Source organism: Saccharopolyspora rhizosphaerae (genome assembly GCF_003931915.1).
Lineage (GTDB): Bacteria > Actinomycetota > Actinomycetes > Mycobacteriales > Pseudonocardiaceae > Saccharopolyspora > Saccharopolyspora rhizosphaerae.
Genome location: NZ_RSAA01000009.1, coordinates 113,386 through 139,448 on the forward strand (window position 1 = coordinate 113,386; position 26,063 = coordinate 139,448).

Annotated in this window: 21 protein-coding genes and 1 riboswitch; of the genes, 13 read left to right on the forward strand and 8 right to left on the reverse strand. The window is 72.2% G+C overall.

Translation table 11 applies throughout. From position 1 onward, the window contains the following. Nucleotides 1-1,056: an ADP-ribosylglycohydrolase family protein gene (locus EIL87_RS10900; RefSeq protein WP_125090113.1), complete on the reverse strand. Its 1,056-nt coding sequence runs from the start codon at nucleotides 1,054-1,056 to the stop codon at nucleotides 1-3. A gap of 446 nt (nucleotides 1,057-1,502) precedes the next feature. Between EIL87_RS10900 and EIL87_RS10905 the strand changes: the two genes are divergently transcribed. Continuing rightward, entirely contained in the window at nucleotides 1,503-4,316 is a 2,814-nt protein-coding gene (locus EIL87_RS10905) for an AfsR/SARP family transcriptional regulator (protein ID WP_125090114.1), read from the forward strand. Nucleotides 4,317-4,683: 367 nt separating this feature from the next. Here the strand turns inward: EIL87_RS10905 and EIL87_RS10910 are convergent, their stop codons facing one another. Then, entirely contained in the window at nucleotides 4,684-5,466 is a 783-nt protein-coding gene (locus tag EIL87_RS10910) for an SGNH/GDSL hydrolase family protein (protein ID WP_125090115.1), read from the reverse strand. Nucleotides 5,467-6,052: 586 nt separating this feature from the next. Between EIL87_RS10910 and EIL87_RS10915 the strand changes: the two genes are divergently transcribed. From EIL87_RS10915 to dapA, 4 genes are all read left to right on the forward strand, one after another. Continuing rightward, a complete protein-coding gene (locus tag EIL87_RS10915) occupies nucleotides 6,053-7,456 on the forward strand; it encodes a hypothetical protein (RefSeq protein ID WP_125090116.1) in 1,404 nt (467 codons plus the stop codon). A gap of 106 nt (nucleotides 7,457-7,562) precedes the next feature. After that, nucleotides 7,563-8,288 (forward strand): ESX secretion-associated protein EspG, encoded by a 726-nt coding sequence (locus EIL87_RS10920; protein WP_125090117.1) that lies wholly within the window; start codon nucleotides 7,563-7,565, stop codon nucleotides 8,286-8,288. Between the two features lie 105 nt (nucleotides 8,289-8,393). Next, nucleotides 8,394-9,008 (forward strand): DUF3159 domain-containing protein, encoded by a 615-nt coding sequence (locus EIL87_RS10925; protein ID WP_125090189.1) that lies wholly within the window; start codon nucleotides 8,394-8,396, stop codon nucleotides 9,006-9,008. 31 nt (nucleotides 9,009-9,039) lie between these two features. Beyond that, nucleotides 9,040-9,882, forward strand: a complete 843-nt coding sequence (gene dapA / locus EIL87_RS10930; protein WP_125090118.1) for a 4-hydroxy-tetrahydrodipicolinate synthase — start codon at nucleotides 9,040-9,042, stop codon at nucleotides 9,880-9,882. Between the two features lie 360 nt (nucleotides 9,883-10,242). Here dapA and EIL87_RS10935 read toward each other — a convergent pair whose 3' ends face one another. After that, a complete protein-coding gene (locus tag EIL87_RS10935; protein WP_125090119.1) occupies nucleotides 10,243-11,184 on the reverse strand; it encodes an N-acetylglucosamine kinase in 942 nt (313 codons plus the stop codon). Nucleotides 11,185-11,383: 199 nt separating this feature from the next. Here EIL87_RS10935 and EIL87_RS10940 point away from each other — a divergent pair, with 199 nt between their 5' ends. Further along, the gene (locus EIL87_RS10940) at nucleotides 11,384-12,226 is read left to right on the forward strand and encodes an amidohydrolase family protein (protein ID WP_125090120.1); all 843 of its coding nucleotides are present in this window, start codon (nucleotides 11,384-11,386) and stop codon (nucleotides 12,224-12,226) included. A gap of 3 nt (nucleotides 12,227-12,229) precedes the next feature. Here the strand turns inward: EIL87_RS10940 and EIL87_RS10945 are convergent, their stop codons facing one another. Beyond that, nucleotides 12,230-13,270, reverse strand: a complete 1,041-nt coding sequence (locus EIL87_RS10945; protein ID WP_125090121.1) for an SIS domain-containing protein — start codon at nucleotides 13,268-13,270, stop codon at nucleotides 12,230-12,232. Between the two features lie 268 nt (nucleotides 13,271-13,538). Here EIL87_RS10945 and EIL87_RS10950 point away from each other — a divergent pair, with 268 nt between their 5' ends. The 3 genes from EIL87_RS10950 to EIL87_RS10960 all read left to right on the forward strand — a co-directional run bounded on the left by EIL87_RS10950 (nucleotide 13,539) and on the right by EIL87_RS10960 (nucleotide 16,586). Continuing rightward, nucleotides 13,539-14,294 carry a GntR family transcriptional regulator gene (locus EIL87_RS10950; protein ID WP_125090122.1) on the forward strand — a complete coding sequence of 252 codons (756 nt, stop codon included), beginning with the start codon at nucleotides 13,539-13,541 and terminating at the stop codon, nucleotides 14,292-14,294. A 157-nt stretch (nucleotides 14,295-14,451) separates the two neighbouring features. Continuing rightward, nucleotides 14,452-15,297 (forward strand): hypothetical protein, encoded by an 846-nt coding sequence (locus EIL87_RS10955; RefSeq protein WP_125090123.1) that lies wholly within the window; start codon nucleotides 14,452-14,454, stop codon nucleotides 15,295-15,297. A gap of 164 nt (nucleotides 15,298-15,461) precedes the next feature. Beyond that, nucleotides 15,462-16,586: a S1 family peptidase gene (locus EIL87_RS10960; protein WP_125090124.1), complete on the forward strand. Its 1,125-nt coding sequence runs from the start codon at nucleotides 15,462-15,464 to the stop codon at nucleotides 16,584-16,586. 75 nt (nucleotides 16,587-16,661) lie between these two features. Here the strand turns inward: EIL87_RS10960 and thiE are convergent, their stop codons facing one another. Continuing rightward, nucleotides 16,662-17,333, reverse strand: a complete 672-nt coding sequence (gene thiE / locus EIL87_RS10965) for a thiamine phosphate synthase (RefSeq protein ID WP_125090125.1) — start codon at nucleotides 17,331-17,333, stop codon at nucleotides 16,662-16,664. Nucleotides 17,334-17,403: 70 nt separating this feature from the next. Beyond that, a riboswitch (TPP riboswitch) is annotated at nucleotides 17,404-17,511 on the forward strand. On the opposite strand from thiE, the gene thiO reads away from it, so the two are divergent. The 3 genes from thiO to thiG all read left to right on the forward strand — a co-directional run bounded on the left by thiO (nucleotide 17,503) and on the right by thiG (nucleotide 19,585). Further along, the gene (gene thiO / locus EIL87_RS10970; protein ID WP_125090126.1) at nucleotides 17,503-18,621 is read left to right on the forward strand and encodes a glycine oxidase ThiO; all 1,119 of its coding nucleotides are present in this window, start codon (nucleotides 17,503-17,505) and stop codon (nucleotides 18,619-18,621) included. (Overlaps the previous riboswitch by 9 nt.) After that, entirely contained in the window at nucleotides 18,618-18,818 is a 201-nt protein-coding gene (thiS, locus tag EIL87_RS10975; RefSeq protein ID WP_125090127.1) for a sulfur carrier protein ThiS, read from the forward strand. The genes thiO and thiS overlap by 4 nt, the downstream gene beginning before the upstream one ends. A 2-nt stretch (nucleotides 18,819-18,820) precedes the next feature. Next, entirely contained in the window at nucleotides 18,821-19,585 is a 765-nt protein-coding gene (gene thiG, locus EIL87_RS10980; protein WP_125090128.1) for a thiazole synthase, read from the forward strand. A gap of 835 nt (nucleotides 19,586-20,420) precedes the next feature. Here thiG and EIL87_RS10985 read toward each other — a convergent pair. Both EIL87_RS10985 and thiD read right to left on the reverse strand, forming a co-directional pair. Then, the gene (locus tag EIL87_RS10985) at nucleotides 20,421-22,370 is read right to left on the reverse strand and encodes an FUSC family protein (RefSeq protein WP_233576174.1); all 1,950 of its coding nucleotides are present in this window, start codon (nucleotides 22,368-22,370) and stop codon (nucleotides 20,421-20,423) included. Nucleotides 22,371-22,539: 169 nt separating this feature from the next. Then, nucleotides 22,540-23,373: a bifunctional hydroxymethylpyrimidine kinase/phosphomethylpyrimidine kinase gene (gene thiD / locus EIL87_RS10990; protein WP_125090130.1), complete on the reverse strand. Its 834-nt coding sequence runs from the start codon at nucleotides 23,371-23,373 to the stop codon at nucleotides 22,540-22,542. A gap of 186 nt (nucleotides 23,374-23,559) precedes the next feature. Here thiD and EIL87_RS10995 point away from each other — a divergent pair, with 186 nt between their 5' ends. Next, on the forward strand, nucleotides 23,560-23,937 hold the full coding sequence (locus EIL87_RS10995; protein WP_125090131.1) for a Uma2 family endonuclease: 378 nt from the start codon (nucleotides 23,560-23,562) through the stop codon (nucleotides 23,935-23,937). Nucleotides 23,938-24,301: 364 nt separating this feature from the next. Here EIL87_RS10995 and thiC read toward each other — a convergent pair whose 3' ends face one another. After that, on the reverse strand, nucleotides 24,302-25,945 hold the full coding sequence (thiC, locus tag EIL87_RS11000; RefSeq protein WP_125090132.1) for a phosphomethylpyrimidine synthase ThiC: 1,644 nt from the start codon (nucleotides 25,943-25,945) through the stop codon (nucleotides 24,302-24,304). Between the last annotated feature and the right edge of the window lie 118 nt (nucleotides 25,946-26,063).

Consider the following 26,063-nt stretch of genomic DNA (forward strand, 5'->3'; position numbering starts at 1 on the left):
TCAGGGCACCTGCGCCGGACCCTGGGCGATGCCCAGGTAGCGCCGTTCGTTGAACGGTTCCCCGGAGCAGGAGGCGCCGAGGTCGTGGCCGATGCGTTCGACGACGTCGGCGAGTTCCAGTCGGGCGAGCCAGCTCCGGGGCAGCACGGCCGTGCCGTGGCGGGCGCCGAGGATGCTGCCGGTGACCGCGGCGGTGGAATCGCTGTGGCCGGAGTGGTTGACCGCCAGCCGGACCGCGTCGGCGAACTGCTCCGGCTTGGGCAGCGCCAGCGCGCAGTAGACGCCGATGGCCAGCGCTTCCGGCCCGACCCAGCCCTGGCCGAGCCGTTCGATGTGCCCGACGCTGGCCCCGAGCCGGGCCAGCGTGGCGGCCTCGGCGAGGGCGTTGGCGGTTTCGAAGTCCTCGCGCAGCACGCGACCGGCGGCCTGGTCGACAGCAGCGGGCAACCGGCGCTGCTGCACCGCGACCAGGTGCACGATCAGCGCCATCGCTCCCGCCGAGGACCAGCCGCCGACGCCGCCGTGCGTCAGCGCCGCGCACTGGCACGCCAGCTGGTACGCCATCTCGGCGGTGGGGGAGAAGCCGATCGGGCTGCTGCGGTCCAGGCCGCCACAGCCCTTGGAGCTGTTGCGCGGCCGGTCCGGTGTGCCGAGCTCGGGTTCCTGGAGCGCGCGGAGGCTGGTCAGGCCGGGTGCGCGGCTGACGTAGAGCTCGGGTTCGGCGAGCAGCCCGGTGGCACCGGGAGCGGGCTTGTCCTCCTGCTGGGTCAGCAGCCAGCGGCGCAGCGCCGCGGCGGTGGACTCCACCGGTCGCCACGGTCCGCCGCTGTTGCCCGTCGTCCACGCGTGCAGGTAGCCCTCGCCGGCGAACAGCGCCATCTGCGTGGCGTCCCCCAGCAGGGCCTGGGGCGCGGGTTCGGTGAGCCCGTCCGGCCCGAACTCGGCCCGGATGTCCTCCAGCGGCGCGTACTCCACCAGAGTGCCGAGCGAGTCGCCGAGGGCGCCGCCCAGCAGGCAGCCCACCGCCCGATCGACCACTGCGGACGTCGTCGGCACGGGTGGTGCTCCTTCCGCGGCGTCCTGCTACGCCACTCGTTCGGGTGATCGACGCCCTCAGACTTTACTTGCCCGCTCTCCCAGTCGGGAGGCGTTCATCGGAGACGAGGAGGACGAGTCGATCACCCGTCTGACATTCCGGGCATACTCCGTTGGTGTGAGCGTGTGGAACGCGTCGGTCTCGGCCGCACGTCTGATCGCTACCGTGTGGCGGGCGCAGGCGTCAGAGGCGAACGAGTCGTGATCGGGAGGAGCGGATGCGAGCGGTCTGACCGCGCGTCGTGAGCGCGACCCCGCAGTTCGCCCGTCGCGCGCCCTGCACGCCTGCCGGCGAATGCGCCGCGCAGCGGCGCGCACCGGGGGGTGATGCGCGGAAGCCCAGGAGGCGTGCCAGGTCCCGCCGCCCGCACCGCCGAGCAGGAACGAGTCCAGGAACAGGTGTGAGCATGTCGTCGCAGCGCAGCTCGGAGGGGACCGCGGGGTTCGAGTTCCGCCTGCTCGGTCCGCTCGAGGTGCACCTCGACGGCGTCGCGCTGGAGGTGGGCCGCGCGCCGGTCCGGGCGCTGCTGGCCTGCTTGCTGCTCGAACCGAACCAGGTCGTCCCGATGGACCGGTTGATCGACACCTTGTGGGACGACGACCCGCCGGCCAGCGCGCGCACCATCATCCAGGGCTACGTGTCCCGGCTGCGCAAGTTCTTCGGCACCAGCGGTCCCGAGATCATCACCCGCTCGCCCGGGTACCTGCTGCGCGTCGACGGCGACCGCATCGACGCGCACCGGGCCCGCACCCTCATCACCCGCGCGCACGGGCTCGAGCCGGCCGAACGGTCGCGCCTGCTCAGCGAGGCCTTGTCGCTGTGGAACGGGCCGGTGCTGTCCGACATCGCCGGCAGCAGGCTCCACCGGATGGTCGCGCCCAACCTCGACGAGCTCCGGTTGCTCGCGCTCGAGGAGCGCATCGCCGCCGACCTGGAACTGGGCAGGCACCACCAGCTCATCGCCGAACTGTCCACACTGGTCGACCAGCACCCGGTCCGGGAGCGGCTGACCGGTCAGCTCATGCTGGCCAACTACCGCGCAGGGCACCGCGCCGAAGCGCAGGCCCGCTACCACGAGCTGCGGCACCGGTTGTCCCACGAGCTCGGCATCGACCCCGGCCCTGAACTGCGCGAGCTCTACGAGAAGCTGCTGCGCGACGACCCCGTGCTGCGCAACCACCCGACCCGCGTCGAGCCCGGGCTGGGCATCCGGCGCCCGGTTCCGGCCGAACTGCCGCCCGCACCAGCGGGTTTCGTCGGCCGGATGCGCGAAGTGGAGACCCTGGACGGAATGCTTGCGAGCCGCGAGAAGGGGTCCAGCCTGATCACCGTGCTCACCGGCACCGCGGGGGTCGGCAAGAGCGCGCTCGCGCTGACCTGGGCGCACCGCGTCGCCGACGAGTTCCCCGACGGTCAGCTCCACGCCTCGCTGCGCGGTTTCGACTCCGAGCACCAGCCGCTCACCCCCGGCGAGGCGCTGACCAGCATGCTCAAGGCGCTCGGGGTGGCGGCCGAGGCGATCCCGGTGGAGGTCGACGACCGGACCGCGCTCTACCGCTCGCTGCTGGCCAAGCGGAAGGTGCTGGTGCTGCTGGACAACGCGCGCGACTCCGAGCAGGTGCTGCCGCTGCTGCCGGGCAGCGCCGCCTCGCTGGTCGTGGTCACCAGCAGGCGCCGGCTGGACGGGCTCGTGGTGCGGTCCGGCGCGCGCGTGCTGCCGCTGGAGACGCTGCCCACCGAGACCGCCATCGAACTGCTCGACCGCGCGGGCGTTCCGGGCAAGTCCGCAGCCGAACCCGATGCGGCAGCCGAACTCGCCGAGCTGTGCGGCGGGCTCCCGCTGGCGCTGCGCATCGCCGCCGCCCGGCTGGCCGCCAACCCGGCGCGCGGTGTCTCCGACCTGGTGCACGAGCTCACCGACGAGCGGAACCGGTTGCACGCCCTGGACATCGACGACGACGCGTCCACCAGCGTGCGCCGCGCCTTCGACATCTCCTACCGCAGCCTGCCCCCGGCGCACGCCGAGACCTTCCGGGTGCTCGGCCTGGTCCCGGGGCAGACCTTCACCGCCAACGCCGTGGCCGCCCTGTGCGGCACCGACACCGCCTCGGCGCAGCGCAGGCTGCGGGCGTTGGCGCTCGCGCACCTGGTCACCGAACCGGAACCGGACCGCTTCGGCATGCACGACCTGCTGCGCGCCTACGCCCGCGAACTGCCCGCCGGCTCCGACGATCCGGAGGCGCTGCGCCGGTTGCTGTTGCACTACCTGTGCGCCGCCGACCACGCCCGCCGCTTCCTGCGCCCGGCCCGTGACGAGCTCGACTACTCCGCCGCCGCCGACCACCGCCCGGAGGTCCACTCCCGCGCGCAGGCCCTGGAGTGGTTCGACGCCGAGTGGCCGAACCTGGTCGCCGCGGTCCGCGCCGCCAAGCTCGCCGGACTGCACGACATGGCCTGGCCGCTGGCCCGGCTGCAGTTCAACTACCTGATGGTCCGCTGCCCGTGGGAGGACTGGATCCGCATCTACACCGACGGAGCCGAATCCGCGCGCGCGGTGGGCGATCCCGTCGGTGAGGTGCTGATGTCGGCCGGCCTCGGGGTCGCCTGCGCCCGATCGGGGCAGCTCGACGCGGCCCTCGCGCACTACGAGGAGTCCTACCGGGTCGCCGTGCACACCGGCGATTCCGAGCGGTTGGCGATGACGCAGGTCAACCTCTCCAGCGTGCTGTTCCGGCTGCGCCGCTACGAAGAGGCCAAGGTGCACTCCAAGGACGCGCTGCAGGTCTACCGCTCGCTCGGCGACCGCTACTTCGTGGCCGGTGCGCTGAACAACCTCGCGATGGTCGAGCAGGTCAACGGCGAGCTGGAGGCGGCGCTGGAGCACCTGCGGGAGGCCGAGGAGCTCTACCGCGAGGCCGACGACCTGGAAACCCTGGCCATGGTGCTCAACAACTGCGGCGAGGTCAGCATCGAGCTCGGCCGCCTCGACGACGGCGAGCGCTGCCACCTCGAGGCTCTCGACGTCGCCCGGCAGTGCGGATCGGCGGTGCGCCAGGCCGCGGCGCACGTCGGTCTGGGCGACGTCGCCCGGTTGCGCGGAGACGTGCCGGTCGCCCAACGTCGCTGGGAAACGGCCTTGGCGATCTTCGAAGCGGAAGGATCTCCGCAGGTCAGGGAGGTCAAGCAGCGGCTGGACGAGGTCGGGCGGCAGGCCGGTTGAGGATCGTTTAGTGCGCGTTTAGCGGGCGTGTAGGCCAGGCTGCGAACTTCGAGCGTGCGGATCGATCTACGTCGATCCGCACGGGCGGCTCTGGGGGTGGATCCAAGGGGGGATTGCCGCCCCGGTCGTCCCGGCCGTTCTGCGGTCGGGACGACCACGAAGGGGGTGAGGCATCCGGGGACGTCCGGGTGTGGGGGTGTGACGAGCGCTCGGACGGTTCGGGGGAGCCGCCCGGGCGCTCGTTCGTCTTCAGCCCTGCCGTGCAGCTGCGCAGCGTGCCACCGGCAGACCTCGCTCTCCACAGCACCTCAGCACCCCCAGCGGCCGAGGTGCTGTGGAGAGGGGGAGCGCTCCTCGGCGCTCCGGCTCACCCGCAGTTCGTCGGGAGCTTCTCCAGGCAGGGACGCTTGGCGGTCCGGCCGTCGCCGCTGGAAACGCCGCGCAGGCGGCGGCCGATCCAGGGGGCCAGGTGCTCGCGGGCCCAGCGGATGTCCTCGGCGGCCTGCTCCTGCCAGCTGCGCTCCTCCTGGTCCGGCCAGGGCTCGTTCCAGTCCTGAGCGGTCGGCAGACCGAGGGCTTCGCAGGCGCGCAGCGCCACTCGGCGGTGCCCCTCGGAGGACAGGTGCAGGCGGTCCTCGCACCACGCGCGCGGGTCCTGGAGGACCCGCATCGACCAGAGGTCCACCACGTAGCAGCCGTGCTCGTCGGCGATGGAGCGCAGGTGCGAGTTGTAGGTGCCGACCTTGCCGCGCACCCGCTTGAGGACCGGGGTGCTCGCGGTGTCGAACCCGGTGCCGATCAGCACGTCGGCCCCGGTCGCGCGGATCCGGCTCACGGCGTCGTCGAACAGCGCCGCGACCAGGTCGGGGTCGCTGCCGGGTCGGATGATGTCGTTGCCGCCCGCGGTCAGCGCGACCAGCGAGGGCTTGAGCGCGATGGCGTGCGGGACCTGGTCGGTGACGACCTGGCGGATCAGCTTGCCGCGCACGGCGAGGTTGGCGTAGCGCAGTTCCGGGTTGTGCTCGGCGAGGTGCGCGGCCAACCGGTCGGCCCAGCCGCGGTAGACGTCGGCCTCCTCAGTGGCATCGGCCAGCCCCTCGGTGAAGCTGTCTCCCAGCGCGACGAAGCTGTCCCAGCGCCCCGAACCCATTGCTCGTCCCTCCTGCTCGTCCCACCAGCGTGATGGTGCGGGATCAACAGTGGCCTTCGGAGACGTACCTACGCCACCGAAGGTTCCCGGCACGTGACAAACGGCACTGGCCAGTCTAGTAATTATGTCCGGTTGGTCGGTAGCTCGCGCGGGACCGCCGCTCCTCCCGAGGTGCGCGGTCGCCGCTCGTCACGAGGCCGAGGAGGTGGATCTTGCCGGGAAACACCGATGCGGGTGAAGGTCAGCTGCTACTGTCCTTCGGCGGTAGCAGAAGTGACAAGGGGGCTCACGATGACGCGATCGCTGCAGGTCACAGCTCGACGCGCGTCCGCTCGCAGGACGCCGGAGCAGGTGTTGCGCGCTCCCGCCGTCGTGACCGGTTGATGGGGAACGACGACATGGGGCGTTGCGTCGATTCCGTGGTGGCCGCGACTCTGATCGTCGGTCTCCGCAACCGTCCTGCACACCTGGGGGAATCGTGACGGCACCGCAGAACCCGGCGTCCGCGCCGGGGCCGGCGGCCTTCGAGCCGCCGAGCCGGCGAGGCGGTCCCGAGCCGGGAGGCCGGCGTCGGGCGGAACCGCCGATGCGCGGATCGCTGAACGACGCCGGACCGGCAGGTCCGCCACCCGCACCCGCCCCGCCCGCGCGCCCGGCCCCGCCCGCGCAGCGCCCGGGGCACGTCGACGTGCGCGCCGAACTGGCCGCGCTCGCGGCAGAACCGCACCCGTTCGCCCTCTGGCAGCGCGTCGAGCACTTACCGGACCGCTTCGAGCAGGAACAGCGGGGCTCGGGCCCGGTGCCCCGCCCCGCCGCGGAACCCTCCCGCCCGTCCACCGGCGGACTGCCGTCGCTGTCGGGCGACCTCGGTGGTGCCTCGGAGCGACCCGCCGAGATGTCCGGATCGCTCGCGGAACCCGAGGAGCAAGGCCACGCGCGGCCGGAGAGCGCCAGCCTCAGCGGCTCGCTGCTCCCGCCCGACAACCACAGCCCCGCTGCTCCGGCACCCGCTCCGGAGGCAGGTCCGCAGGTGCGTGACGGTGTGCTGCGCGGTCCGCTGGCCGACGGTCCGCCGAGCGGACTGGTGCCCCCTGTCCCCGCTGCTCAGCCGGGCGAGGAGCCGTCGCGGCCGCTCGCGCCCGAACCACCGGCAGCCGAGCGGCCGTCGGCCCCCCCGCGTCCCGACGGGCCGCCCCCGGGAGGCGAGCCTCGGGTGGAGACCACGCCACCGCCGCAGGGCCCGCCTGCCGGTCCGCGACCCGACGCCCCGCGTCACGACGGCTCGGCTCCGGGCGAAGCCGCGCCCGGCGGGCACCCTGCTGGTCCCGCGTCGGGACCGCGCCCGATGGGCCCTCCGCCGAGCCCACCCAGCGGTCCGCTGCCACAAGCGGGTCCACCGGCACCGCCCTCCCTTGCGCGGCAGCAGCCGCCGCACCCCTCATCGCCCGCGGGCACCCCCGCGCCGCCGCACGGCGGTCCGCCGCGCCCGCCGGGACCGCCCCCGGTGGCGCCACCTCCACCGCGCCCGGCGGGACCACCGCCGCCGCCACCGCCGGTCGAGCGGCCGGTGGAACCGCCTGCTGCGCAGCACCCGCCGCGTCCGCCTGAGCCTCCGCGCCCGCCGGAACCGGCCCAGCAGCAACAGGACCAGCAGCGCCCGAAGACGAAGACGGTGCGCCAGCCGAAGGTCACCGAGCGCGCCGACGGCGGGTTCGGCCCGATGGGTTCGGCCGGTGCCTGGTCGGGCGGGTCCAGCCGCGCCGGGTACGGGCGCAACACGTCGTGGTCCGCCGACGACTTCAAGGAGGAGCGTCGCGACCACGGCGACGAACTGCGCGCCGGGTCCGAGTACAAGCCGGGCGAAGCCGGCAGCGGGGCGGTGCCGCAGTTCCTCATCGAAGCCGACGAGCTGTGGGACGACGATGACGGCGGTCGGCTCGTCGCCCCGCCGGTGCTCGGCGAGTCCCCGTCGAGCTTCCGGGACTTCTGAGCCGGTGCTCCCGCTGGTGGACGGCCGCCGGGCCGCGTGCTGTCCGGAGCCGCCGCAACGACGCACTGATAACACCGGGTACCGCCAACGCGAAATGTGAGCTGTGATGGTCGAGACGATCACCTTGTCGGCCCCGGCGGTCGACCTGCTCGGTGAGCAGCTGAACCTCACCGTCCGGCAGTACCCGTTCGAGCCGCCGCGCCTCGCCCAGCTGCCGGAGGACCGCGACCAGGTCGTCCAGCGGGTCTGGCAGGAGCTGGAGTCCGCCGGCCTGGCCCGCAACGGCCGTCCTGAGCCGGAGGTCGAGGACGCGCTCTACCTGCTGTGCAGTTCCGAGGTGTCGATCGCGGCGTCCGGCCTGCTCGACGTCCGCGCCGGGCACCGGCTCGCGGCGCGCGTGGTGGCCACCGGCGAGGTGGGCGTGCTCGGCGTCTTCGACGGCAGGGGGATGCGGATGACGTTCCTGCCGCCCCAGAACCTCCCGCGCACCGCCGCTGAGCTGCTGCCCGACGCCCCGGTGGGTGCTGGGCCCGCGCTGCGCGCGGTCGCCGACCGGCGCGGCGGGATGCCCGCTGATGCCGACATCGAGGGCCTGCCGGAGCTGCGCGCGGTGACGTCGAGGCCCACGTTCCGCTTCGGCCACTTCGTCGTCGCGGGCGCCCGGAGCGCGCGTGTGCCCAACCTCATCTGGTTCGACAACGACCAGGGCCGCTACGCGATGCAGGGTGAGCGGGTCGACGTCCAGGACGTCGTGGCCTGCCAGCCCGCCGACAAGCCCACGATCGCTGCTGAGCTCGCCACCTTGGTGGAACGAGCACGCCGTCTCGGGTAGAGGTGGAGCTCGGGCACGGGCATTTGGGTCCGGCCGGATGCTTGGGGCAGGCTTGCTGGCGTGACGCAGGAGATGGACATCGAGCGGGACGATCGCGATTCGTTCATGCGCGTGCTCGGCGGCCGAGGCAGCGCGATCGACGCGAGCCTGCCGCCCATCGCCTTCGGCGCGGGCTGGTTCTTCGGCGGCGAGTCGATCGTCATCGGCGGTGCGGCCGCTGTGGTCGTCGGCGCCGCCATCAGTGCCTACCGCCTCCGCGCAGGCGCCCGCCCGCTCGCGGTCCTGGTGAGCTTGCTGGCGGTGATGCTGGGGGCGCTGATCGCCCTGCGCACCGGTGACGCCGCCGACTTCTTCCTGCCGCGGCTGGCCAGCAACGCGCTCAGCGCGCTGGCCTGGATGACCAGCATCGCGGTCCGCTGGCCGCTGCTGGGCGTGGTCGTCGGCGTCGCCTTGGGCCAGGGCCGCAGCTGGCGGCACGATCCCGACCTGCTGCGGGCCTACAGCCGGGCCAGCTGGGTGTGGGTCGGGCAGTACGTGGTGCGCCTGCTGGTGTTCATCCCGCTGTGGCTGGCCGGGGCAACCGGCGCGCTGACCATCGCCCAGGTGGTGCTGACCTGGCCGCTGGTGGCGGTGTGCGTCGCGGTGAGCTGGTGGGTGCTGCGCCGGTCGTTGCCCGAGGACCACCCGGGCATGCGCCATCCGCGGGAACCCGCGACGTGACACCTCCCGAGCGTGGGCGCACAATGCGCTCATGTCTCTCGGCAGCGTGATCACCGCGATCGTGACCCCGTTCGACGACCGGCAGAAGGTCGACGAAGAAGCGTTCCTGGCCCTCTACCGCCACTTGCTGGCCCACGGCTCCGACGGCGTGGTGGTGTGCGGCACCACCGGTGAAGCGCCGACGCTCTCGGACGCCGAGCACCTGCGGTTGGTCGAGCTGGCCGTCGGTGAGCGGCCCGAGGGCACCACGGTGATCGCCTCGACCGGCTCCAACAACACCGCGCACGCCTGCTGGATGACGGAGCGCGCCACCGAGATCGGCGCCGACGGCATCCTGTCGGTGACCCCGTACTACAACAAGCCGAACCGGCGCGGACTCGTCCGCCACTTCACCGAGATCGGCAAGGCCACCGACAAGCCGGTGGTGCTCTACAACGTCCCGTCGCGCATCGGGCTGTCGCTGGACCACGACCTGCTCACCGAGCTCGGCCAGGTCGAGAACCTCGACTACGTCAAGCAGGCCGACAACGCCGCCCTCGCCCAGATCGACGGCCTCGGCCTTTACGCGGGCAACGACGACGGCTTCACCCAGGCGCTCGACCTGGGTGCGGTTGGCGGCATCCTGGTGGCCAGCCACGTCGTCGGCCCGCAGATGAAGCAGATGGTCACCGACCCCGCGCGCCGCTCCGAGATCAACGCGACCCTCAAGCCGCTCTACTCGGCCCTGGGCGTCACGACCAACCCGATCCCGGTCAAGGCCGCGCTCAACCTCCTCGGTCACCACGTCGGAGCCCCCCGCCTCCCCCTGGTCGAAGCGGACGAGTCCGAGCTCCGGGCGGTCCGGGACGCCCTCACCGAACTCAACCTCCTCTAACGCCCGTCCGGAGTCGCGGTGCCGGGCAGCAGCCCGCCTCCGGCCGCCCCCGTGCGGATGACCGGCTCACTCCGGTGATCGGACTCCCGATCACCGGAGTTGTCGTGCCGGTCCCACGCTTCCGAGGCTGGTGACCGTGCTTCGCCAGGTGGTCGCGTGCGCAGGTGGGGAGCCCTCGGAGCGGTTCTTCGTGGGCCCGGGGTGCACCGGTGACCAGGTGTGGGGCCTCCGGAGTCGCCCCTCGTCGTGTGACCGGTGATCGGGTGATCGCTGTGGGCGAGCCTCGAACCACCCCGGTGATCGGGGGCTGACCACCGAGTTCCTCCAGGCCGGTGCTGTGGCGCTCGGGGTCGCTGGGGTTCAGCCGAGGAGCGTTTTGTGGAGGGTGATCGGGTCCGGGGCCAGAGGGAAGGCGGCGAGCCAGGCGGCGGCCGCCGCGCCCGGGCCTGCGGTGAGGGGTTCGGGCCAGGACCGGGCTTCGAGCTCGGCCCGGAGGGCTAGGCCGACGCGGTTGTCCGGGTCGAGGAGACCGCCGGCGAGCACGACCGACGAGTGCTGGTCCGGCCGTGCCGTCGCGGCCGTGTCCGCGAGCAGCACCGCGGCGCGGTGGACGATGTCCTCGGCCACGTCGTCCTCGGCGGCGGTGACCAGCGGTGCGAGCTCGGCGAGCCGGATCGGGTCGCCCGCGTTGGCCGCGGTGATCAGGGCCTTCCGCTCCGCCGGCACGCCCAGGTGTGCGCAGACCGCCTCGGCCAGGCCCTCGACCGGGGCGTGGCGCTCCAGCGACCGCAGCGTGGCGCGCACGGCTTCGCGACCCAGCCAGTACGCGGAGCCCTCGTCGCCCAGCAGCCACCCCCAGCCGCCGACGGTGACTGCGGTGCGGTGGTCCTCGACGCGTTCCGCGACCGCGCCGGTACCGGCGATGAGCGCGGTCCCCGTGGGTTCCGGTGTTCCTGCGGCGAAGGCCACCACCCCATCGCTGACCGGGGTCGTTTCGCAGGCCAGCCCCAACCGGGACCACTCGAGGCGGAAGAACTCGCCGAAGTCGGGGTCGGTCATCTTGCTCACACCCGCCATGCCCAGCACGCAGCCGCGCACCCGGGACGGGTCGTGCGCGCCGAGCGCCTCGCGGGCCGCGCTCGCCATCTGCGCGACGGCCTTGGCCGGGGGGTGCGAGTTCGGGTTGCCGCCGGCAGCGCTGCCGGTGCCCAGCACCCGCCCCGTCAGGTCGGAGACCAGGGCGCGGCTGCTGGTGCCGCCGACGTCCAGGCCGAGGACGAGTGCCGTGTCTTCACCGTGCATGAACTCTTTCTACCCTCGCGCGGCTCGGCGAGTGGACGTGACGACCGGAAGTGGTCAGCAGGGGGCCTGGCTTCCGGCGGGGTGAACGGCTATACATCGAGGCGTCGTGAGCACCGGTCGGGGAGAAGGAAGCAATGGGCGACGCCTGCACGAGCGCCTGCCGCGTGCGGTCTGATGTGGACACCAGCGGAGGCGCTCGATGACCGTGGACACCCACCACCACCTGTGGGACCTCGACGTCCGCGATCAGCCTTGGATGACCGGCGAGGAGATGGACCCGCTGCGCTGCGACTTCCGCCCGGCCGATCTGCAGGTCGCGGTGCGGGGCACCTCGGTGGACGCGACCGTGCTGGTGCAGACGGTCTCCGATCCCGACGAGACGCCCGAGATGCTGGTGCTGGCCGAGACCGTGGACAGGATCGCCGCCGTCGTCGGCTGGGTCGACCTGACCGCCAAGGACACCCGCGAGCAGATCGGCCGGTTGCACACCCACCCGTCCGGCGGCTGGCTGCGGGGGATCCGGCACCAGGTCGAGGACGAGCCCGATCCGGACTGGCTGGTGCGCCCGGAGGTGCTGGCCGGTCTGGCCGCGGTGGAGGACGCCGGGCTGCTCTACGAGCTGCTCATCCGCCCGCACCAGCTCCCGGCGGCGATCAAGGCCGTCGGCCAGTTCCCGCAGCTGACGTTCGTGCTGGACCACTGCGCGAAACCCCCGGTCGCCGACGGCGAGCTCGAACCGTGGGCGAGCCGCATCCGCGCGCTGGCGGCGCACCCCAACGTGGTCTGCAAGCTGTCCGGCCTGGTCACCCAGGACGACTGGGCGGAGCAGCCGGACCCGTCGCGGCTGCGCGCGTGGGCCGACGTGGTCCTGGAGGCGTTCGGCCCGAGCCGGGTCATGTTCGGCTCCGACTGGCCGGTCTGCCTCCTCGCCGCTTCCTACGGCGAGGTGCTGGGCGTGGCGAAGGAGCTCACCGCGAGCCTCTCCGAGAGCGAACGGACGGCGGTGTTCGACACCACCGCCCGCGAGGTCTACAACCTCTGACCGTCAGGTCGTCTTGGTGACCTTCTGCAGCCCCCGCGGGTTGTCCGGGTCGATCCCCCTGGCCAGGGCGAGGCCGAGGGCGAGCTGCTGCGCGGGCAGGATCTCCAGGACCGGGGCGACTTCTTCGGCGCACTCCGGGAGGAGGATTCGGTGCGCGGCAGGGGCTTTCGCTGCCGCCGAGCCGATCGCGCAGACGTCGGCGCCGCGCTGGTGCACCGCTTCGACGACCTCGCGCGTCGACTCGCCGCCGAGCCCCGCGCTGCACGCCGCGAGCACGGCGGTCTCGGCGTCGATGGCCGCGACCGGCCCGTGCAGCAGGTCGGCACCGCTGTAGGAGCGGGCGGACAGGTAGCTGGTCTCGGCGAGCTTCAGCGCGGCCTCGTGCGCGGTGGCCAGCGAGTACCCGCGCCCGGTGGTCACCAGGCGACCGGCGAAGCGGTACCGCTGGACAGCCTCCTCGACCGAGTCGCGGGCGCCCTCGAGCGCGGAGGCCGCCAGGTCCGGCAGGGCTCGGGCCTGCGCGCCGTCACCGCCGCGAACGGCGTCGACGAGCAGGTACAACGCCAGCAGCGTGGCGCTGTAGGTCTTGGTCGCGGCCACCGCCTGCTCCGCACCGGCCCGGATGTTCAGCGACAGCTCGGCGACCGAGGCCAGCGGCGAGTCGGTGGTGTTGGTGACCGCGACGGTCAGCGCGCCGCGCGCCCGGCCGGACTCGGTGACCGCGATGAGGTCGGGCGAGCCGCCGCTCTGGCTGACGGTGACCAGCAGCACGTCGGTGAGGTCGGGCTGAGCGCCGTAGAGGGTGGTGGTCGACGGCGAGGTCAGGCCGACGGGCAGCTGCAGCAGCACCTCGATCAGGTACTTGGCGTAGAGCGCGGCGTGATCGCTGGAGCCGCGCGCGGCGAGCAGCGCGAACCGCGGTCGCCGATCGGCGACGATCCGCGCGACCTCGGCGAACTGCTCGCGGGCGGCCAGCAGGTCCGCGAAGACCGCGGGCTGCTGCTCGATCTCGTCCTTCATGTGGGTGCCGGGGGTGGCGGACATCGGCCCATTCCTTCCTAGAGGTCCAGACCAATTCTACCCGGTCCGGAACCGGACGGCACGTTCGTTCGTCCGATGGTCGGCTTCACCACCGCCGCAAGCGCGTCGCGGATTGTGGTGAGCGACACTCATTGTCAACAGGAATCGGCGTTAGTGTGCTCGGACACCGAAGACTGGGTTGATCAGCAGGCACGAACTGCCGGAGACGCGTTCCGCGTGGCCGTGCTGTCGGGCATGCTCGATGGTCAGGCTGCGGCGGGTAGGAGGAACGATGCTCGACACGACCGTGTCCGGCGGGGCGGACTCGCAGGGTCGCGCGCCACGGGAACCGAAGTACTGGGGGCTCAAGCAGCACCTGCTCGACCTGCTGCGGTCGATGCCGCCCGGCTCGCCGATCCCGACCGAGCGCTCGTTGGCATCGGAGTTCGACGTCTCGCGCACGACGGTCCGCCAAGCCCTGGCCGAGCTGACCGTGGAGGGGCGGCTGCTGCGCGTGCAGGGCAAGGGCACCTTCGCCGCCAAGCCCAAGGTCGCCCAGCGGCTCCAGCTGTCCTCCTACACCGAGGACATGCGCGCCCAGGGCAGGCAGCCCACCTCGCGGCTGCTGGAGGTCGTCGAGGAAGCGGCCGACGAGGAGCTCGCGGTCCTGCTGGGCACCAAGGCCGGTTCCGCCGTGCTGCGGCTGCGCCGCCTGCGCCTGGCCGACGCCGAGCCGATGGCCATCGAGACCACGCACCTGCCGCTGACCCGCTTCCGCGGTCTAACCGCGAAGCTCGAGTCCGGCGGCTCGTTGTACCAGGTGCTGCGCGAGACCTACGACGTCGAGCTCGGGCACGCCGAGGAGACCATCGAGACCGCGCTGGCCAGCCCGGAAGAGGCGGAACTGCTGGGCTCCGACGTCGGTCTGCCGATGCTGCTGCTGTCCCGGCACTCCTTCGACACCGAGGGACGCCCGGTCGAGTGGGTCCGCTCCATCTACCGCGGTGACCGCTACAAGTTCGTGGCGCGGTTGAACCCGCCCGACTGATGGACGTGACGGTCCGCGACGGCGTTCTCGCTCAGCGGCACCGTTTTTCGTTACACGTCGTGGGAGTCCTCACGAAAGACCGGCCCGGGGAGAAAACCGGTTCGGCGCACGCGTTGGGTGGTGCAGGACGAGTGCCTCCGATTGCGTTGTGAGGAACATGGCGAGGGGCGGAGCGGATCCGGCTGACGACCAGCCGGAGAAGCAGAGCGAGAAGAAGACGCAGGTGTCCCCGGCGCAGGTCTGCGGTGCGGCGCTGGCCTCGGTGACGGCCGCGTTCCTGGGCTCGCGGCTGGGCGTTGCCGGAACTGTCGTGGGCGCGGGCCTGACCAGCGTGGTCATCACCGTCGGCGGTGCGCTGTACCAGCGGTCCATCGAGAAGACCAAGGAGAAGGCGTCGACCGCCGCCGCCAAGGCCGCCGAGCTGCGGAAACGCCGTACGCAGCTGGGACGTCCGGTGTCCGGTGAGGACCTCGGCGAAGAGGGGCCGACCCGGAAGCTGGACGTCACCGGCATGCAGTGGCCGGGCGGTGAAGCCGTCGAGGAGCAGGGTCGCGACGAGGTCGAGGAACCGGCCACCGAGCTGGTCTCGCCGCCGGTTCCGCGCCGCAGGTGGGGACGCTGGGCGCTGGTCGGCGCGACCTGCGCGGTGGCGTTCGTGGTGAGCATGCTGGCGGTCACCGGTTTCGAAGGCCTCACCGGTCGTCCGCTCTCCGGTGGGGACGGAACCACCCTCGGCCAGGTGCTGCAGCCCGCGCCGCGGGCTCCGGAGGCCCCCGACAGGACCGAGGCACCGGAGCCGACGCCCAGCGCTCCGACGCCGACGAGCGAGGTGCCGCCGCCGGTGCAGCCCTCCGCGCCGCCGCGCACCACCGAACAGCTCGCGCCGAGCGGGCCGAGCGCTCCGCCGACGACGGGTCCGACCGAAACCGGTCCTCCCACAACGTCTTCCACGACCACGCCACCGGCGTCCGAGTCGACGCTCCCGGGACTGCCGCTCGGATAAGCGCGAAAAACTGTGAATCCTTCCGCATTCGCTGCTGGTCAGCGCGGAAACGACGCGATTCGCGCACATTGCGCTAAAAGCCGGATGTTTTTCCTCCGCCGGGATCTGATACTGGGGCGGCGACGGGGCCTTGAGAGATCAGGTCACTACGAGGGAGACACGAGATGAAACGTAGACTCGCGGCTCGCATTGCCGGGACCGTCCTGGTCACCGCGGGCACGGTCGCCGCGCTGACCGTGCCGGCCACCGCTACCGCGCCCACCGCCGTCCCGGTGGCGGGAACCTTGCTGGAAGCGATGCAGCGCGACCTCGGCCTCACCGAACAGCAGGCCCTCGACCGGCTCGCGCTCGAATCCGCCGCTCAGCGCACCGAGAGCACTTTGCGCGGCGCGCTGTCCGACGCCTTCGGCGGCGCCTACTTCGACTCCGCGACCGGCAAGCTCGTGGTCGGCGTGACCGACGCGGCCCGTGCCGAGCAGGTCCGCGCCGCCGGTGCGGAAGCCAGGCAGGTGGCCTTCAGCGCGGCGCAGCTCAACGGTGTCGTCGACGGTCTCAACGCGGGCAAGGCGTTGGCGCCTGAGGGCGTCACCGGCTGGTACGCCAGCAGCAAGCAGAACGCCGTCGTCGTCACCGTCAAGCCCGGTGCCGCCGCCGAAGCCGCGCAGTTCGCGCAGGCCGCCGGTGCGCTCACCGACGCGGTGCGGGTCGTCGAGTCGCAGGAGCAGCCCAAGACGCTGATGGACGTCATCGGCGGCAACGCCTACTACATCGGCAGCGGTGCCCGCTGCTCCGTCGGCTTCGCCGTCGACGGCGGGTTCGTCTCGGCCGGCCACTGCGGCAACGCCGGTGACAGCACGAGCGAGCCCAGCGGCACCTTCGAGGGCTCGTCCTTCCCCGGTGACGACTACTCGTACATCTCCGTCGGTTCCGACGACACCCCGAAGCCCGCGGTGAACGACTACAGCGGTGGCACCCAGGCGGTGGCCGGTTCCTCCGAGGCCTCCGAGGGCGCGTCGATCTGCCGCTCCGGCTCCACCACCGGGTGGCACTGCGGCACGGTCGAGGCCAAGAACCAGACCGTGCAGTACCAGGAGGGCACGGTCGAGGGCTTGACCCGCACCGACGTCTGCGCCGAGCCGGGTGACTCCGGTGGCTCGTTCATCTCCGGTGACCAGGCCCAGGGCATGACCTCGGGTGGTTCGGGCGACTGCTCCAGCGGTGGCACGACCTACTTCCAGCCCGTCGGTGAAGCGCTGTCCGCCTACGGTGTCTCCCTGCTGACCCAGTGACCGGCAGCTGACGGCTCCGGCCGCACCGCGCGACGTCCCCCGGGACCTGTTCCCGGGGGACGTTCGCGTTCCAGGTCAGGGCAGCCGGGAGCGCAGCTCGCGGGCCGCCGCCGCGGGGTCCTCGGCATCGGTGATCGCGCGGACCACCACGATCCGCTCGGCACCGGCCTTGACGGCCTCGTCGACGTTGTCCACCCCGATGCCACCGATGGCGAACCACGGACGCCCGTGGCCGCGGTGCTCGGCGGCGTGCTCGACCAGCTCCAAGCCCGCAGCCGCACGACCGGGCTTGGTCGGCGTGGTCCACACCGGCCCGGTGCAGAAGTAGTCGACGCCCGGTTCGGTGGCGGCCGCGTCGGCCTGCGCGACGTCGTGCGTGGAGCGACCGATCACCACCTGGTCACCGAGGACGCGGCGGGCGTCCTCCACCGGCAGGTCGTCCTGGCCGAGGTGCAGCACGTCGGCATCGGCCGCCAGTGCGACGTCCGCGCGGTCGTTGACCGCCAGCAGGGCCCCGTGCCGCACGCACGCCTCGGCCAGCACCTCCAGCGCGGCGAGCTCGTGGCGGGCCTCCAGCGGAGCGCCGTGCGGGCTCTTGTCGCGCAGCTGGATGATGTCGACTCCGCCGTCGAGGGCGGCGTCGGCGAACTCCGCGAGGTCACCTCGCTCACTCCGGGCGTCGGTGCACAGGTACAACTTCGCCTCGGCGAGCCGGGCGCGAATGCCGAAGCCGTCCAATCCAGGCATGTCTCCAGACTAGTCCGGAGTTCGGTCGACCAACCGCTGACGTCGTGATCTGCGGACGGGTACGGTGGAGCGTGGTGAGCACGGGAGCCCGGCAGACCGGGCTGAGAGGGAGCACAGGGCTCCGACCGTCGAACCTGATCCGGGTCATGCCGGCGCAGGGAGCGTGGAGTTGTCTGAAGAACGCACTGAACACGTGGTCGTCGTGGGCGGCGGAGTCGTCGGCCTGTCGGTGGCCTGGCGGGCTGCTGCGTCCGGGTACCGGGTGAGCCTGGTCGACCCCGCACCCGCCTCCGGGGCCTCGCACGTCGCGGGCGGGATGCTCGCACCGCTCGCCGAGGCGTGGCCCGGCGAGGAGGAGCTGCTGGAGCTGGGCTCGGCGTCGCTGGGCCGCTGGCCCGAGTTCGCCGAGGAGCTCAGCCAGGCGTCCGGGTCGCCGTCCGGGCTGCGCACCGAGGGCACGCTGGTGATCGGCGTCGACGGCGCCGACCGCGAAGAGCTCGACAACGTCGCCGGCCACCTGGCCCGCCTCGGCCGCACCGTGACCCGGCTGACCGGCCGGGAGCTCCGCAAGCTGGAACCCGCGCTGGGCCCGTCGGTGCGCGGCGGGCTGGAAGTCCCGGGCGACCTCGCGGTGGACAACCGGAAGGCGCTGGTCGCGCTGCGCGCTGCCGCGGAGGCCGCGGGCGTGGAGTTCGTCGCGGAGCGGGCCGAGCAGGTCCGGCCGGGTGCCGTGGAGCTCGCCGGGTCCACTGTGTCCTGCGATGTCGTGGTGATCTCGGCGGGCGCGCACTCCGGTTCGCTGCACCCGGCCCTGGCCCAGAAGATCCGTCCGGTCAAGGGCGAGATCCTGCGGCTGCGCAAGCGCGCCACCGCGCTGCCGCCGCCGACCCGCACCGTGCGCGGCCCGGTGCACGGCAGGCCTTGCTACCTGGTGCCGCGCGACGACGGGGGAGTGGTGCTCGGCGCCACCCAGCACGAGGTCGGCTTCGACACCGAGGTCACCGTCGCCGGCGTACGCGACCTGCTCGCCGACGCCGAGACCGTGATGCCCGGCATCGCCGAGTACACCCTGCTCGAAGCCACCGCCGGGCTGCGCCCGAGCACCGCCGACAACCTGCCGGTCATCGGCTGGTTGGAACCGGGCGTGCTCGCGGCCACCGGCCACCACCGAGGCGGGTTCCTGCTCACGCCGATCACCGCCGACGCGGTGCTGGCGTTGCTGCGCCGCGAGCAACCCGAGGCGCTCATCAAGGCCACCGACCCGAGCCGCTTGGGAGGACAGCAATGAACGTCATGATCAACGGGGAGGCGCGCGAAGTCGCCACCGGCGCCACGCTGGCGTCGGTGGTGGACGACTTCGGCGTGCCGGAACGAGGCGTCGCCGTGGCCGTGGACGGCGCAGTGGTGCCGCGCGTGTCGTGGCAGGGCACGGCGCTGCACGCCGACGCCACCATCGAAGTCCTCACCGCAGTCCAAGGAGGGTGACCGTGGACGATCCACTGGTGATCGCCGGTCGCGAGTTCGGTTCGCGTCTGATCACCGGGACCGGAGGGGCGACCAACCTCTCGGTCCTGGAACGCGCGCTGATCGCGTCCGGCACCGAGTTGACCACCGTCGCGATGCGCCGGGCCGACGCAGGCGGCGGGACCGGCGTGCTCGACCTGCTGGGCAAGCTCGGCATCGAAGCCCTGCCCAACACCGCGGGCTGCCGCACCGCGGCCGAAGCGGTGCTCACCGCGCAACTGGCCCGCGAGGCCCTGGGGACGAACTGGGTCAAGCTCGAAGTGGTGGCCGACGAGGACACCCTGCTGCCCGACCCGGTCGAGCTCTTGGACGCGGCCGAGCAACTGGTGGACCAGGGCTTCGTCGTCCTCGCCTACACCAACGACGACCCGGTGCTGGCGTTGAAGCTGGAGGAGGTCGGCTGCGCGGCGGTCATGCCGCTGGGTTCGCCGATCGGCACCGGACTCGGCATCCGCAACCCGCACAACATCGAGATGATCGTTTCCCGCGCCACGGTTCCGATCGTCCTCGACGCGGGCATCGGCACGGCCTCCGACGCCGCTCTGGCGATGGAGCTCGGCTGTTCCGCGGTCCTGCTGGCCACCGCCGTGACCAAGGCGCAGGACCCGGAACGCATGGCCACCGCGATGCGATCCGCCGTCGAAGCCGGCCGCCTGGCCTCCCAGGCGGGCAGGATCCCGCAGCGGTTCTGGGCCCAAGCCTCAAGCCCAGGAACCCCCATGGGCTGAGGTCCGGTTCTGGTCACCTCACCAGCCGCTGCCGGCAGCAGAACCCGACCGGCTCCGCAGCCCGGTGCGCCGCACCTCGACCCTGTCGAACGCGGCGCCGCGGCGTACCCGCCGAGCAGCCACTCAGAACCCGCAGCGCGCTACCAGCCGGGTCCCCCGTTCACACTTCGCGCGAACTTCGAACGGGGGGCCGGGTGAGGCGTGGCGCGAGGAGGTCATCACTTCCTCCACGCCCGACACGGGGGCGCTGCGTGAGCTTCGACGTGTCTGAGCTGCTCAGCTGGCTGCATTTCGAACTTCGCGCGAATGTCGACCGGGGATCTGGTGCAGTTCGGCGCGAGGAGTTCCTGACTTCCTCAGCCCGACACGTGGGGGAGCTGCGGGAGCCCCGGTGTGTCTGAGCTGCTCAGAGGGTTGCTGGTCGAACTTCGCGCGAAATTGGAACAGACGTCGGGTGCAGCTTCGCGCGGAGGAACTGACGGGCTGCGTGTCTTTTCGCTGCGAAGGGTTGTGGTGCCTCGGCCCGACGTGCGCGGGTGTTTCGGGCGCTTCCGCGTGTTGCGCCTGGTCGGAGGGTTGCTGGTCGACCATCGCGCGAAGTGTGTCGGCGGAAGTCCCACGTCGGATTTCGCGCGAAGTTCGACGGGGGCTGCTTGGTGGGGTGGCCTGGGAGGGTGGCTCCGCCGGTGGCTGATCAGGTGGTGAGCACCCGCGCGACCTCGACTCCGGACCGTGGGGGCGGCCGGGAGCGTGTCGCGGCGGTGTTCCGTGCTCCGGGGGCTCTGCGGGTCCGCGCCGGCCTCGCGCAGCTCCGCCCAGCGTCGAGCTCGCCGGGTCAGCGGATGTGGAGGCGTTCTGGGCGGACGAAGCTGATCGTGTAGCTCTTCCACGGGTTGTCGTAGCCGAAGGTGCGGTCGATCGCCTGGCGGGCGTGCAGGGCGTTCTCGACCAGCGAGCTCGCCAGCAGCTCGGAGGCAGGTGCGCCGCCGGCCGGGATGTCCGGGATCTTGGCCGTCGCCTTGCCGCCGAGCAGGTCGTCCACCGCACGCAGCGCCGGGACCGCGACCTTGCGCTCCTCCGCGGGGCGGAAGGCCAGCGTGGAGACGTCCTGGCGCAGCGCGTCCAGGGCGATCGCCGCGGCGCGGGTGGCGTGGTTGTCGTCGGTCTCCTCGCCGGTGCCGTCCAGCAGCGCGGGCATGCCCAGCAGGTCCTGGGTGCGGCGCAGCGCCAGGACGTTGGCGGCCTCCAGGGCCTTCGGCAGGTCGGCGCCCTGGCCGGTGGCGCGGACGCTGCGCAGCAGCTCCGAAACCGCCCACACCGTGGAGCGGACCGCGCCGCGCACGTCCGGGAGGATGCTGCTCGGCAGCACCAGGTAGCTCACGTAGCCGACGATCAGCGCGATCGCCGCGCCCACCGCGGTGTTGGCGGCGAAGCTGATGCCGACGTTGACCAGCGGCCGGTCCAGCGCCATCGCCTGGTCCACGACGGTGATCACGATCAGGCAGCCCAGCACCGCCTGGTACTCGGCGCGCAGCCGCGGCATGTTCAGCAACATCCCGCCGATGACCAGCGGAACCAGCAGGTACGCCCCCGGCAGCAGGGTGATCAGGATGGCCAGCCCCGTCACGCCGAGCACGGCACCACCGGTGCGCTCCAAGGCGCCGGTCATGCTGTCGCGCGCGGCGGGGGCGAGCACCACGTAGAGCCCGAGCAGCAGGCTCGACGCCGACGGGTCGCGCAGCAGCAGCACGATCACCATGCCGACCGCGACGGCGAGCGTGCAGCGCAGCGCGTGCCGGAACAGCGACGACCGGAACGACAGGTGCGCGCGCACCGCGCCCCTCAGCCGTTCCTCCAGCGCCCCGTCCTCGGCGGGCGGGACGGGGGTCTCGTCGCGGTTGACCACGGCCGCGCGGATCCGGTCCAAGCCCTGGTTCACGCCGTCGACGGCGTCGGGCAGGTCCTGCCGGCCGCCCCGGGCGACGACCATCTGAGCCGGGTCGCGGCGGGCCGCCACCGGCAGTCCGGTGCAGGCGCGGGAGCGGATCGCGCGGGCGAGCTCGGCGGCGACCGCATCGGCCTCGACGACGATCTCGCGGAGCCGTTCGGCCTCGATCCGGTCGCCTTGCTGGGCCTGCGCGAGCAGCGTCTCGCGGGCGGCCCGGAACCGGGCCACACCCGCCAGCACTTGACCCAGCCAGGTGCTCGAACCGTCGGCCCGCCACGCGGCGGCGGCCGACTCCAGCACTCCCGGCCCCGGGACGAGCAGCGTGCGCGCGACGGCGACGCGGGTCGCGTGGCCGGGGTCGCCGACCCCGACGATCACCCGCAGCAGCAACGCGAAGAGGCCGCCCGCGGTCGTGGAGGCGAGCAGGACCAGGAAGGGCTGGTCGTTGCCGATGCCGGTAGTCGTGGTGACCAGCGTCGCGGCCGCGAAGATCTGCCCGCCGACCCGGTAGTGCTCACCGAGCGCGGGCAGCATGCCGGTGCCGAACACCACGATCGCGACGGCCAGCCCGGCCAGCACCGGGACCTTGGTCAACATCGGCCCGATGGCCATCATCAGCACCAGCGCGGGCGCCATCCACATGAACCGGCGCAGGTCCGAGCGCAGGGCTTGACCGCTGGTGGCGATCAGCGCGAGCACGGTGGTCAGCGCGCCCAGCAGCACGGGCGTCTGCAACTCGAAGAACCAGGCCGCGACGGTCCCGGCGAGGACGGCGAGCACCACCAGCGTCACGTACTGGCGTTGCCGGGGGTCCGGCGCTCCCGCTTCGGTGGCCATCCAACTCCGCGCCCGTGTCAACACCGCTCTAGCCACGCTCTCGCACCCTGTCGTCCCTCGCCGCGATCCAGGTTTCCGCGCCCTGGGATTACGCCTCTCTCGACACTATGTCGACGAGCAGCACCTATCGGGTTACAGGTTGGGGGTGAGGATCACCCGATTGATCTGGTCAGTAGGACCGAGGGCTGATCCGCCAGAACGTCGAGACCGGGCCGACGCCGGAGCCGAGCGGATAGGCGTCGGCGACGCTCCGGGTGACGAACCGCTTGCCGCCGCGCACCGCGTCCGGCATCGAGGCTCCCTTGGCCAGCGCCGCGGTGATCGCCGAGGCGAACACGTCGCCGGCGCCGTGGGTGTGCTCGGTCGCGTAGCGCGGTCCGGGGAGCTGCACCGCTTCGGTGCCGTCGAAGAGCAGGTCCACGCACTCCGCGTCGTCGGGCAGGTGACCGCTCTTGATCAGCACCCACTGCGGGCCGAAGTCGTAGACGGCTTTGGCCGCGTCGAGCAGGTCGTCGCGGGTGCGCGCGTCGATGCCGGTGAGCAACCGGACTTCGTCGAGGTTCGGGGTCACCAGCGTGGCCCGCGGGAAGGCGCGGTGGCGCAGCGCGTCCAGCGCGTCGGGGTGCAGCAGCGGTTCTCCGCTGCGCGCCGCGGCGACCGGGTCGACGACGAACGGCGTCGTCCCACCTCGGCCGATGCCGTGCCGGTCGCAGGCGTCGAGGACGGCGTCGATGGTGGCAGCCGAGGCCAGCATGCCGGTCTTGGCCGCGCCCACCCCGATGTCCGAGGCCACCGCGTCGACCTGCGCGGCGACGGTCTCCGGCGGGACCTCCACGACGCCGGACACGCCCGTGGTGTTCTGCACGGTCACCGCCGTCACCGCGGTCGTGCCGTGCACTCCGCACGCGAAGAAGGTCCGCAGGTCCGCGTGCAACCCGGCGCTCCCACCGGAATCCGAACCGGCGATGGTCAGCGCGGTGGGCGGAGCAGTGCTGTCGTGCATTCCCCAGATGCTACGTGCCCCCGACGGGCCTGAACCGCCTGACCGCTGGCCGCGGAGGTTGCCCGTGACCAGCGGGTTCGTCGGGTTGTCGGTGCCGATGAGCACCGTGCGCGACGGCGTTGTGACAAGAGGCGATCGCACCTGACCGCAGTCCCGGCGCCGCCGCGCACCAGCTGGGAGGAGTTGGTGCGGACGTGGCGGAAGCTGAGCCCGCCGAGCACGGCGTGGCGCGTGGAGGTCGTCGAGGAGTCGATCACCATGACCCCTCCACCGGAGACCGCGCACCACGCCATCGTCGACCACGTGCAGCGCGCACTGGAGCGGGTGTTCCCGGAAGCACGAGGAGCCCTGCACGCCACGAGCGTGGCGATACCCGCGCGGAGGTCGGTGCGCGTCCCGGACATCGCGGTGCTCCGGTTCGACGAGCCGCCGAGCGACGACGAGCCCGTCCCGGCTGAGCGCGCGCTGCTCGTCGCCGAGGTCACCTCGGAGCGGAACGGCCAGGTCGACCGCAGGCAGAAGCAGTGGGCGTACGCGCCCACCGAGTCCCGCTGTACCTGCTGATGTACCGGTGCGCCGAAGAGGGCCCGGCGCCCTCCTGGCACTCCAAGCCGGAGGACGGCTCCTACCGGGTCCGCGAACGGCTTCCCCTTCGGCAAGCCGGTCGACCTCCCGGAGCCGTTCACCCTGAACCCTCCCCTCAACGACTTCTGAAGCCGCTGGGGGCGACTCCGATCGAACCGCCCCCACGCCGATGCGGCGGAGCCGCAGTCTTCAGGTGTGGGACTCAGCTGGCACCGCCGCAGGCGCTGAGCGGCTTCGTGGCGAGCACGCCGGGACGCTGTGTGCTCGAGTGCTCGAGCAGCGGTGCACGGAGTCCACGAAGCCGCTCAGGTCCTGCCACCGCACCGCCACGCGGAGGAACGTCTCACCAGGGCTTGGTCGTGAGGGGGAGGTAGACCTCGCCTCCTGCGCGGGTGAACTCCTCGGCCTTCTCGGCCATGCCGGCTTCGATGGCTTCGACGCTGGTCAGGCCGTGCTCTTCGGCGTACGCGCGGACGTCCTGGGTGATCTTCATCGAGCAGAACTTCGGGCCGCACATGGAGCAGAAGTGGGCCGTCTTGGCCGGCTCGGCCGGCAGCGTCTCGTCGTGGAAGGCGCGGGCCGTGTCGGGGTCCAGCGACAGGGTGAACTGGTCGGTCCAGCGGAACTCGAAGCGGGCGCGCGACAGCGCGTCGTCGCGCTCCTGCGCACGCGGGTGCCCCTTGGCCAGGTCGGCGGCGTGGGCGGCGATCTTGTAGGTGATCACGCCGGTCTTGACGTCGTCCCGGTTCGGCAGGCCGAGGTGTTCCTTCGGGGTGACGTAGCAGAGCATCGCGGTCCCGGCCTGGGCGATCACCGCCGCGCCGATGCCGGAGGTGATGTGGTCGTAGGCGGGCGCGATGTCGGTGGTCAGCGGGCCGAGCGTGTAGAACGGGGCCTCACCGCACAGCTCCTCCTCCCGCCGCACGTTCTCCACGACCTTGTCCAGGGGCACGTGGCCCGGCCCCTCGATCATCACCTGCACGGCGTGCTCGCGGGCGATGTGCGTGAGCTCGCCGAGCGTTTCCAGCTCGGCGAACTGGGCGCGGTCGTTGGCGTCGGCGATCGATCCCGGCCGCAGGCCGTCGCCCAGCGAGAAGGTCACGTCGTAGGCGCGCAGGATCTCGCACAGCTCGCCGAAGTGCGTGTACAGGAAGCTCTCCCGGTGGTGCGCCAGGCACCAGGCGGCCATGATCGACCCGCCGCGCGAGACGATGCCGGTGACGCGCTGGGCGGTCAGCGGCACGTACCGCAGCAGCACGCCGGCGTGCACGGTCATGTAGTCCACGCCCTGCTCGCACTGCTCGATCACGGTGTCGCGGTAGATCTCCCAGGTCAGCGAGGCCGGGTCGCCGTCGACCTTCTCCAGCGCCTGGTAGATCGGGACGGTGCCGATGGGCACCGGCGAGTTGCGCAGGATGCGCTCGCGGGTCTCGTGGATCCGCTTGCCGGTGGACAGGTCCATCACGGTGTCGGCGCCCCAGCGGGTCGCCCACACCATCTTCTCCACCTCCTCCTCGATCGAAGAGGTGACCGCGGAATTGCCGATGTTGGCGTTGACCTTGACCAGGAAGTTCTTCCCGATGATCATCGGCTCGCTCTCCGGGTGGCACCGGTTCGCGGGGATCACCGCTCGCCCGGAGGCGACCTCGGCGCGGACGAACTCCGCGGAAACCCCCTCGCGGTGGGCGACGTACTCCACCTCGGGGGTGATCACGCCCGACCTCGCCCAGCCCAGCTGGGTGCGGTGCTCGCGATCGCCACGCCATCCCGCGCGCGTTCGAGGAAGGCCACTGTGGACGTCCACAGTGGCATCGTCATCGGTGTACGGCCCCGAGGTGTCGTAGACGTCGAGGTGCTCACCGTTGGTCAGCTCGATGCGGCGGAACGGTACGCGCAGCCCGGATCCGGTGCTGCTGTAAACTTTCCGGGACCCTTCAACGGGTCCCGTGGTGATCCCGGAAGCGTTCTTCGGACACACGTCGGCCACTGCCGTTCACTCCCTACGCCGGCATTACCCGGTCAGGTTCGTGCGGTCGGCGGCCCCGGAGTTCTCCAGCCGCCCTCTCAGCCCGCTGTCGGTGCGAGCTCCCGCGGATTCGATTGGT